The 9,784-nt window shown below is 41.2% G+C and carries 10 protein-coding genes; 5 read left to right on the top strand and 5 right to left on the bottom strand.

The genetic code is table 11. From position 1 onward, the window contains the following. Positions 1-93: 93 nt before the first annotated feature. Positions 94-1,410 (bottom strand): anhydro-N-acetylmuramic acid kinase, encoded by a 1,317-nt coding sequence (locus ACT3SX_RS11745; RefSeq protein ID WP_192520161.1) that lies wholly within the window; start codon positions 1,408-1,410, stop codon positions 94-96. A gap of 119 nt (positions 1,411-1,529) precedes the next feature. Between ACT3SX_RS11745 and tyrS the strand changes: the two genes are divergently transcribed. From tyrS to ACT3SX_RS11725, 4 genes are all read left to right on the top strand, one after another. Further along, positions 1,530-2,741, top strand: a complete 1,212-nt coding sequence (gene tyrS / locus ACT3SX_RS11740) for a tyrosine--tRNA ligase (RefSeq protein ID WP_192520162.1) — start codon at positions 1,530-1,532, stop codon at positions 2,739-2,741. Positions 2,742-2,834: 93 nt separating this feature from the next. Then, positions 2,835-3,965: an ImmA/IrrE family metallo-endopeptidase gene (locus tag ACT3SX_RS11735; protein ID WP_192520163.1), complete on the top strand. Its 1,131-nt coding sequence runs from the start codon at positions 2,835-2,837 to the stop codon at positions 3,963-3,965. A gap of 17 nt (positions 3,966-3,982) precedes the next feature. Then, entirely contained in the window at positions 3,983-4,504 is a 522-nt protein-coding gene (locus ACT3SX_RS11730) for a DUF4411 family protein (RefSeq protein WP_192520164.1), read from the top strand. 3 nt (positions 4,505-4,507) lie between these two features. Next, the gene (locus ACT3SX_RS11725) at positions 4,508-4,729 is read left to right on the top strand and encodes a DUF1653 domain-containing protein (protein WP_192520169.1); all 222 of its coding nucleotides are present in this window, start codon (positions 4,508-4,510) and stop codon (positions 4,727-4,729) included. Between the two features lie 96 nt (positions 4,730-4,825). Here ACT3SX_RS11725 and ACT3SX_RS11720 read toward each other — a convergent pair whose 3' ends face one another. The 4 genes from ACT3SX_RS11720 to upp all read right to left on the bottom strand — a co-directional run bounded on the left by ACT3SX_RS11720 (position 4,826) and on the right by upp (position 8,621). Continuing rightward, entirely contained in the window at positions 4,826-5,794 is a 969-nt protein-coding gene (locus tag ACT3SX_RS11720) for an alpha/beta fold hydrolase (RefSeq protein WP_192520165.1), read from the bottom strand. Positions 5,795-5,949: 155 nt separating this feature from the next. Further along, on the bottom strand, positions 5,950-6,849 hold the full coding sequence (locus ACT3SX_RS11715) for an ABC transporter substrate-binding protein (protein WP_192520166.1): 900 nt from the start codon (positions 6,847-6,849) through the stop codon (positions 5,950-5,952). 216 nt (positions 6,850-7,065) lie between these two features. Next, on the bottom strand, positions 7,066-7,818 hold the full coding sequence (locus ACT3SX_RS11710) for an SDR family NAD(P)-dependent oxidoreductase (RefSeq protein ID WP_192520167.1): 753 nt from the start codon (positions 7,816-7,818) through the stop codon (positions 7,066-7,068). Between the two features lie 143 nt (positions 7,819-7,961). Beyond that, positions 7,962-8,621: a uracil phosphoribosyltransferase gene (gene upp, locus ACT3SX_RS11705; protein WP_192520168.1), complete on the bottom strand. Its 660-nt coding sequence runs from the start codon at positions 8,619-8,621 to the stop codon at positions 7,962-7,964. Positions 8,622-9,085: 464 nt separating this feature from the next. Here upp and ACT3SX_RS11700 point away from each other — a divergent pair, with 464 nt between their 5' ends. Then, on the top strand, positions 9,086-9,652 hold the full coding sequence (locus ACT3SX_RS11700; protein WP_442070083.1) for a DNA glycosylase: 567 nt from the start codon (positions 9,086-9,088) through the stop codon (positions 9,650-9,652). Positions 9,653-9,784 lie beyond the last annotated feature (132 nt).

Below are 9,784 nucleotides of genomic sequence, written 5' to 3'. Positions count from 1 at the left end.
AAATTTTCAATAAATTACGATAAGTAAAGTCGTTGTATCAATAGCAATGCCAGCTAAAATTAAACTTTAGCCAGCATTAGAATAAACAGCTCACTAAGCAAAACAGACTTGCCCCAGTACCACATTTTTACTTGCGCCAGTAACCGCAGGCAGGTTACCCGTTTCTCCCATTAAAGTTTGCTGAGCTAGCCATGCAAAAGCAACGGCTTCTACCCATGTAGGATCTAGGCCTAACTCGGCAGTCGTCGTCACCTTACATTGTGGTAAGTGAGCTTGCAACCGCGTCAACAAATAGGCATTGAGCGCGCCGCCACCGCAAATATATACAGCACTATCACGTTGTTCTACAAAAGGTTTGATTTGCATACTAGCAGTAATGGCGGTCAATTCAGTGAGCGTTGCTTGTATATCGGTGGCTGAGCAGCTTGTGCCAGTATCTTTTGACTCAAATGTACTCAGCTCATCTTGTAGCCATGCCAAATTAAAATCTTCACGCCCCGTACTTTTGGGATAAGGTTTTATAAAAAATGGATGTTCCAACAGTTGGTTAAGTAATGGCTCAATCACTTGTCCCGACTGCGCCCATGCACCATCTGCATCATAATCTTTACCAGTATGTAGTAATGACCATGCATCCAATAATAAATTGGCTGGCCCAGTATCGTAGCCAATAACTTGATCTTTTCCATTGGCAGGCAAAACGGTAATATTGGCAATACCGCCCAAGTTCAATAACACGCGTGTACTGTCATGCGTGACAAACAGTGCTTGATGAAATGCTGGTACCAATGGCGCACCTTGACCACCAACGGCCATATCACGACGACGAAAATCACTAACCACACTGATACCTGTACGCTCAGCGATGATATTGGCATCGACTAATTGCAATGTGAATCCCATCTGCGGACGATGGCGCACGGTCTGACCATGACAGCCAATGGCCAGTACGGCATCGGCATCTATATTTGATTGTTTTAGTAGCGTATTGACCACATCACTGGCAAACTCAGCATACTGTTTGCTTGCCCAACCAAACCAGTCCAGCTCGCTATTGGGCTCATCGTCAGTTGGCGTTAACTGACTCACACCTTTGGGCTGGCACAAAGCCAACAGAACCTCACGTAGGCGCTGCGGAAAATCCTGACTGTAGCTCGCTACCAGTTGCATGGGTGTCGTTGTATCATCATAAAAGCGGCATAGTACAGCATCCATGCCGTCCAAGCTGGTTCCTGACATCATACCAATATACAGACCATCGTCAAAACTTTCAAAAAGGGTCTGCTCAAGCGTATCGGACAGTGATAAAAAGTCTGATTCTATATCGGACCCCAACTCAGTCTGTCTGTCAGCGACAGCACTAAAATCAGAAGTATCTTTTCTCTCATCTGCAGGCAGCAGCTTAGTCATGGCAATTTACCTTAAAAAACGCTAATATATCTGCCAAATTCTAACATCTTTTGACAGCGACGAGATTCTAAATCATTCAAACGCTGTAACCCTTTAATAAAGACAATATAGAGACTCTCATGACTGAGCATACATACACCCTAGAAGAACAACTTGCCTTAATTCAACGCGGTACACAGGAAATCCTATCTGAAGAGGATTTGGTTAAGAAGTTGAAACTGAACCGCCCATTGCGCATCAAGGCAGGCTTTGACCCTACGGCACCTGATTTGCACTTAGGTCATACTGTGTTGATCAATAAGCTTAAGCATTTTCAAGACTTGGGTCATGAGATTTATTTCTTAATCGGTGATTATACGGCCAAAATTGGCGACCCTTCTGGCAAAAACAGCACACGTCCGCCATTGACCGATGAGCAAATCAAAGTTAATGCGCAGACTTATGCTGAACAGGTTTTTAAAATTTTGGATAAAGAAAAAACCAAGATTGTCTTTAACTCCGAATGGTTCAAGGATATGTCAGCGGGTGACATGATTCAGCTTTCTAGCCAATTGACCGTCTCACGTATGCTTGAGCGCGATGATTTCTCTAAACGCTATGCAGCACAAACGCCGATTGCCATACATGAGTTTTTGTATCCGCTGGTGCAAGGTTATGATTCTATCGCCCTAAAAGCGGATGTTGAGCTGGGTGGTACTGATCAAACCTTCAATATTTTGATGGGTCGCACGCTACAAGGCCGCTACGGTCAAGAGCCGCAAGTATGCATCACGGTACCAATCTTAGAAGGGTTGGATGGTGTCAACAAGATGTCTAAATCATTGGGCAACTATGTTGGTATTTATGATGCACCAGGTACTATGTACCAAAAACTGTTATCAATGCCGGATACTTTGATTCGCCGTTACTTTGAGTTTTTAAGCTTTAAGCCAATGGAAGAAATTGAAGGCTTAATGAATGAAATGGAAGGCGGTCGCAATCCACAAGAAATCAAACGTATCTTAGCCGAAGAGTTAATCGAGCGCTTCCATGACGCTGATGCCGCTGCCAATGCCCACAAATCTGCCGGTAACGTCTTAGCAGATGGCGAGCTACCAGTTGACTTGCCAGAAATTACCTTAGATTTAGAAGGACAGGATGCGTTATTTATCACGCAAATTCTAAACCAAGCGGGACTGACCAAAAACAACTCAGCAGCCAAAGACATGGTAAAACGTGGCGCAGTCAAAGTAGATGGCGAAGTCGTTGATGGTGGCTTTAGCTTAACCTCAGGTCAGACGGTCGTGATTCAGGCTGGCAAAAAGGCTTATGCAAAAGTGACGGTGGGTTAAATTAAAATAACACATTTACAAACTTGAGCTATAAATAAAGATATAATATTAATTATATTTTTACTTTTATTTGATTAGGAACTATAGACATATATGGCAAGTCGTCAGCTAGTGACACATTCTCCTAAAGCTTTAACTCATTATCGAAAACAGATGTCGCTATCTGTAGATTTGCTTGCCAAAAAATCGAATACTAATTTGAAGAAAGTTCTCATAGGTGAAACAGAATCCGAAGTTTTCACTGTGAAACAATTAGAGAGTATTGCCAAAATACTGATTGTACCTACCCATTATCTCACAATGGATAAGCTCTATAGTAAAAATATTCCAAAGTATATTGATCATAGAAACTACTCAGATAAAAACTCAGATGATGAGGATTTATATGAGCTAAATAAGCTAATCAGTGAAGTTTATAAAGATAGAGAGAATCTATTACATGTATACGATGCTATCGAAGAAAATCTTGGAGACTTCCAGTTAAGCTTATTAGGGAATGATGCACAGGAAGATGCTCAACGTATTCGAGATTTCCTAGATGTGGATAACGCTCGTCTGACTGTTGAGGGGAGCGACTACTATAAATCATGGCGCTTATTATTAGAGAAAAAAGATATTTTAGTTCTAGAGAAATCTAGACTTAGTATCGGTTCAGAAGGTTTATCTCTTTACTATGACGTATTACCTATTATAGTTATTATTACATCTGGTCAGACTCCATCGAGAAAGCTCTTTACTTTAATTCATGAACTAGTACATTTAGGTCTAAGACAAAGTGCTTTAGATGGTCATATCTTAGAAGCTGATAATAGTACTGAAAGTTATTGTAATGAAGTAGCAGGCCATGTATTAGTTCCTACTTCAGTTATAAATAAAATTTACGATGAAAAAAAGCAATTAACTGAGAATATTGCGTACATTCGAAAAGCTATTAAAGTCAGTTATGATGCTATCGCTATACAGTTAAAGCAAATAGGAAAAATCTCACAGAACGAATTAAATACATATTTTGCTAATAAGCAGAAAGAAATGGATGAAAAGGATAGTGGTTTTAGAGTCAGTTATAAAAAACACACTACCTATAATCATTTTGGTAAGATTTATATTCAGCAAGTGTTTTCAGCCGTTTGGGAGGATGCACTGAGTTTAGGTAGTGCTATGAGAATTCTAGGTATTGAAAAAATGAGTGATCTAGACCATCTAGAGAAGAAGGCTTTTACATAATGACATTAATGTGTTGTGTGGATACTAATGCGTTACTAGATATATGCTATCGTTATTACCCTAATGATTCTTTTACAAGTTTATGGGATGGACTAGAATCTGCTGTTATGGCAGGGCAAATACGTTTTATTCAATCCGAGCATATTAATAAGGAAGTTGAAGGGAAGCTTACTCAGTTCGGTTATCCTAGAAACAATTACGATGATTTCATAAGACGTCTTAAAGTAGATGTAATAAGAAACAGTGATTATGCTCAAGATCTAATTAGCTTAAAAGGAGATTTGGCTAGCAATGTGCCTTTCATCACTAAAAAGCGAGAAACGTTCCTAGATAATTTAGATGAAGACTTATCAAACATCTCAGTAGCATCCATCAAGAATGCGAAAGTTATTACTAGTGAACAGGGCTTTAATAAAGATATTACTAATCCAGTTTTAAGCAAACAGACTCAATTAAAAATTCCTGATGTCTGTCGTTATAAAAATATTCCTTGTAGCAATTGGTTAGACGTCTTCACTCACTTAGGTATGAGGTTTTAAGCTATCATAATATCCCAAGGCATTTACCGCCACTACAAAGGCAGTCTCTATCAAGTATTGCATACGGCGCAGCATTCAGAAACCGAAGAATCGCTTGTGGTTTATCGTTGCCTATACGGTGAATATGGCGTGTGGGTTCGTCCCTTAACGATGTTTACTGAAACAGTTATGGTAGATGGCAAGCAAATACCACGGTTTGAATTGATTAAAGACTTAAACGATTAGTTTCAGTTTTCTGCGAACATATCTCACCGCTGACTTAACAAAAAAGCGACTTTGAAAGTCGCTTTTTTCTATCTATTCACACCAATGTTTTAAAGTTCAACTACTCAAAAACTGCCTTAACACCTTATAAAACCCGATGGGCGCATCCATTGGTACGGCATGTCCTGATTTTGGTAAAACAATACTATGTGCATTGGGCAGCATGGTAACCAAACGTTGTTGCCACTCTGCGCCATATAACTGCGAACGCCCGCCGATCAGTAGCGTGGTCGGAATATTTACCCTTGGCAATACGGCTCGGTAATCGTAGGGCAGCTCAACATAAGCAGACAGGCAGCGCAGTTTGTGCTGCCACGTGGCGTGTTTCATCAGAGCGATTTTATGTGGTGCGCGATAACTCAAAGTTTTTGTCAATATCTGTGAAGGCTTGGTACCGACAGAAAGCAGCGAAAACGAGCGTTCCACTGTCAATAAATTTTCTTTTAATTGATAAGGTAGATGCCGAAAACTATCAACTTGCTCCACCTGCATATAAGGTGCTGCATGAGTGATCAAACGTGTGAACTGCGCAAATAACTCGGTTTGCCGCGTGCCAAATACGCCGCCACCTTGCCAATCAGGCTGATTGTGAATAATCGGTGCTTGGTCAATATTCAAATAGCGGCTCACGTATTGAGTACCAAAGCGCTGAAAATACGCCCACATGACCAACGCGCCCATGGAGATTCCAGCCACATGAAATGCCTCAACCCCAGTTTCTTCACGCATATACTCAAATACTTGCTGAGTATCCTCTGCATATTGCTCAATAAAATCAAACGTTGGCAACATTAGATTACTGGCCAACCCAAACCCTCGAAAGTGCGGCAGATAAAATTGGTAATGCTGAGTCAACGGTAGGATGAACGGCAAAAACTGCCGCGCATCCATCCCAAAAGCGTGTAGCAGCAAGACAGGTTTACCTTTACCAATGATAGAAACGGGCAACGGTGTACCATCAGTCGCCGTGACATGAGTGGTTTGTAATTGATACTGCTCAGGCGTTTTAAATGTCGTTTTGAACATATGGGATATCATTGGCTTATATTGGCTATGTATGACGTGGCACAGCGCTATAGTTAAGTTCACATAGTTTCGATACAAAGAAACCGAGTACAAGCCATACATGAGTATGGCTAGCAAGGGTGACGATGTAGCGAATTTACATGAGTTGGACTATATTACTGCCACAGTTTGGCATAATTGGCGTCACTGATATTAGCGATATCTAATGTTGCTAGCATCTCGCGTAGGGTAGTCCAGCGCTCGGCATTTGGTTTGATAGGTGCTATCAAGCGTTTTAGCGTATCATTGATAATGTCATCCATTAATGCTGATGGCGCCTCGCCCGTATAACCATAATAAATCTCGCGTGCCTGTTGAGGATTGTCGATACATAGCTGTGCCATTTCTGTACTAACCGCGACGAACTGTGTCAATGCGTCCGACTTTTCTTGCCAGATACTATGTGTGGTCATCAGCTCCAATGCCGAAAAATTAGGATACGGTGATAGATGCTGATCGATAAAGGTATACTCAAGCCCAACATAATTGGCTTCAATGCCTTCAAAATTATAAAAGCATAACCATGCACCATCAAATTCACCTGCGGCATCGCCTTCTTGTAAGTTTTGTAGATGTTGAAAATCGGTTTCAACAAAATCCACATTATCAATATCTAGCACAAAACCATTTTTCTTGGCATAGCGGCTTAAAATCTCAAAGCCAATTTTATTGGTAATAGGGTTTGATGCGGGCGTTGTGATACGAATCGGTTGGTTATTGTGCAATTTATCAAGGCTGCTTTGCTTAATAAGCACGCCGCCATCAGTCACAAAAAAACAGCCCAATGCTTTTAAGTCTTCAAAATAATGCTCAAATAAATGAATCGGCTCGTTCACGTGCAAATCAATATTGCCTGCTTCTAGCTCTGCAAACCCATCATAATGTTCTGTAGGCTCTATCATATTAATATCAAGCCCCGCCTTAGAATAAGCACCAGTATGAATACCGGCAATAAAAGGCAGATGGTCTGGATTTAAAAACCATTCTAGCGTCAACGTTAGCGGTGCATTAGCCATTAAAGTGTCCTTATAATTATTAATAAATAACAGTATGAGTGATTGCGAAGTCTCATTTATTGATCATCGATAGATAAATAAATGCGTCCACAAATAAGAAAGTTGACCATATCACAAAACAGCGGTAAAAATGACCAAAAAATAGGCCGTCACACAGTATCAAAATAAGATACTGTGTGACGGCCTGATAGTAATGATGTTAACGCTTAATACTGACTAACTGTCGTCTTTTGCAATCGTCAGTCCATTATACGTTTGCGCAACAGGCATCACTTCTAAGCGGTTGACGTTGATATGTGCAGGCGACTCGATAAGCCATATTAAAATATCACCAATATCATCGCCAGTCATATTTTTGAACCCGTTATAAACCTGTGCAGCTTTAGCATCATCACCGTGGTAGCGTACGTTCGAAAACTCAGTACCACCGACATTACCCGGCTCAAGATTGGTAACACGGACTTGGGTTCCCAATAAATCAGCACGCAAGTTTAAGCTAAACTGCTTCACAAAAGCCTTAGTCGCGCCATATACATTGCCACCAAAATAAGGCCAGCTACCAGCAATCGAACCAACATTGATAATATAACCGCTATCGCGGGCAACCATCGCTGGCAATACCGCATGGGTTAATGCCATCAGGCCTTTGATGTTGGTGTCAGTCATGCGCATCCAATCTTCTAACTTAGCGTTTTGAGCAGGCTCAGTACCCAGTGCCAAACCAGCATTATTTACCAACACATCAATTTGACGAAACTTTTCAGGCAAGTCAGCGATAATTTGAGGGATAGTGTCGGTATCGCTCACATCCATAACGACTGGCAAAAAAGCCTCACCTAAAGTCTCTGCCAAAGCATTGAGTTTATCAAGGCGTCTAGCACAGCCAATCACTTGGTGACCGTTTGCCACCAAACGTTCAGCCAGTGCCTTACCAAAACCCGCGCTTGCGCCTGTAATTAATACGTTCATCATCCATCCTTATCATTGAGGTTGTATGCTTCTGTCATAATGTTTATGAGCACTATTTAAGTTAGTGCGCCTTAAGTTAGTGTATCTTAAATAGTGTATCTAGAGCCTATCATTCAGGTTAGAGATATGCTCTAGATAATTACTTATTTATTTGATAACTGTTTACCAAAAATCTTATCACCAGCATCACCCAGACCTGGGATGATATAACCATGCTCATCCAAATGGCTGTCTAGCGCAGCGGTATAGATTGTCACGTCAGGATGCGCCTCATTGACCAAGCGCACACCCTCAGGTGCGGCCACTAATACGAGTGCTTTGATATTGGTGCAGCCATTTTTCTTTAGCATCTCGATGGTCGCAACCATTGAGCCGCCCGTGGCTAGCATTGGGTCAATGATGAGCGCAGGGCGTTTGTCCATGTGGCTGACGAATTTTTCAAAGAAAGGCACTGGCTGTAGCGTTTCTTCATCACGCTGTAAACCCACAACAGAAATCTTAGCAGTAGGGATGAGATCGAGCACCCCATCAAGCATGCCAATACCTGCACGCAAAATCGGTACAATAGTCGCCGTTTTACCGATGATTTGCTCACCAGTAATTTCACCACACCAACCTTGCATTGGGAAAGTCTCGATTTCAAAGTCACGGCTGGCTTCATACGCCATCAATCGGGCAAGCTCTTTGGTTAACGTACGAAACTTATAAGTACTACAGTCTTTTTCACGCATTAAGCTAAGTTTATGACGGACTAGTGGATGGTCGATTACTGTAATTTGTAAATCGTTATTTAAGTCGCTCATGAGTACTCTCTTGATTTTGGGCTGATGCTTACGCAATTGCTGCGGTTGCTATTAATATAAAGGATACAAACACCTACCGCTCTCAAACTGCATCGCTAGCATATAAATAGTAAAGTAAGGCTCTGCACAGTAAAGCCAATTAGTTGCTTACATTACTGTGCAGCAGTGTTCACTTAGCGCAATGACAATATTTGCGTTCACAGCTGCCGTCAAAGCCTAACTATTTAGGCTTAGTAAGCTAACTAAACCAGTTAAATATAACTATATAGTATGATTCTAAATGAGGTAGTGTTTAGGCTTGCTATGATACCAAAAAAACCACTTTTCTGATGAAGAATCTTATGACTACGCGCTCATCTCATACGAATGATAATCCTGATACCAACTCGATATTGCCTGAAACGAGAGCAGCAGAAATAGAAACGCATCCGTTTCCACCTGTCTTACCGCCCAATGCGACGGTTATGATGATGGGCACATTTCCACCGACCAGTGAAAAATGGGCAATGCGCTTCCATTATCCAAACTTTTATAACGATATGTGGCGCATCTATGGGCGCGTGTTTTTTGATGATGCAGATTATTTTCGAGTAGGGGGTGAGAAGCGTTTTGACCCAGAGCGTATTCGCGCCTTCATGTTTGAGCGCGGGATCGCGTCTTGTCCAACTGTTAAGCAAGCCATTCGCGAAACAGGCAATGCTTCGGATAAAAACTTAACGGTGGTGACGCCAGTCGATCTAGATAATATTTTGACGCAAGTGCCAAAGGTGGAGACACTGTTCACAACAGGCGGTAAAGCGACTGAAGTACTGCTGAATTTGTTGAATAATCCACCGGCCAAATCTAAATATCCAAAGACCAATCAGAGTATGGACTATCCTTACGAGTGGCAGAGTGCAGATCATCAAAAAACTGACGTGAATAATCTAACTTTATATCGATTACCATCCACTTCACGGGCCTACCCTTTATCCTTAGATAAAAAAGTCGCTGCTTACAAGGACTTCTTTAAAAAGATAGGTAAGCTCTAATAATAATCGTTTATAAGAATTAAGACTTTAAGCGGGCTAACCCATTGAAAGTATTAGCCTATTAAAAGTGGCATAAAACTAAATAAAAAACCTTTAAATAAAGTATTGACACTGTGTATAAAGCGTCTATAA

The sequence above is a fragment of the Psychrobacter sp. AOP31-B2-9 genome, assembly GCF_052378005.1.
Lineage (GTDB): Bacteria > Pseudomonadota > Gammaproteobacteria > Pseudomonadales > Moraxellaceae > Psychrobacter.
The sequence above is the reverse complement of the archived record's forward strand: the minus strand, read 5'-3'. Positions and strand labels throughout refer to the sequence as shown.

Excerpts from the sequence above, each read along its gene's own strand:
- ACT3SX_RS11720 (WP_192520165.1), bottom strand. The coding sequence starts at position 5,794 with ATGTTCAAAACGACATTTAAAACGCCTGAGCAGTATCAATTACAAACC.
- tyrS (WP_192520162.1), top strand. The coding sequence starts at position 1,530 with ATGACTGAGCATACATACACCCTAGAAGAACAACTTGCCTTAATTCAA.
- ACT3SX_RS11710 (WP_192520167.1), bottom strand. The coding sequence starts at position 7,818 with ATGAACGTATTAATTACAGGCGCAAGCGCGGGTTTTGGTAAGGCACTG.
- ACT3SX_RS11715 (WP_192520166.1), bottom strand. The coding sequence starts at position 6,849 with ATGGCTAATGCACCGCTAACGTTGACGCTAGAATGGTTTTTAAATCCA.
- ACT3SX_RS11745 (WP_192520161.1), bottom strand. The coding sequence starts at position 1,410 with ATGACTAAGCTGCTGCCTGCAGATGAGAGAAAAGATACTTCTGATTTT.
- ACT3SX_RS11700 (WP_442070083.1), top strand. The coding sequence starts at position 9,086 with ATGATGATGGGCACATTTCCACCGACCAGTGAAAAATGGGCAATGCGC.
- ACT3SX_RS11735 (WP_192520163.1), top strand. The coding sequence starts at position 2,835 with ATGGCAAGTCGTCAGCTAGTGACACATTCTCCTAAAGCTTTAACTCAT.
- upp (WP_192520168.1), bottom strand. The coding sequence starts at position 8,621 with ATGAGCGACTTAAATAACGATTTACAAATTACAGTAATCGACCATCCA.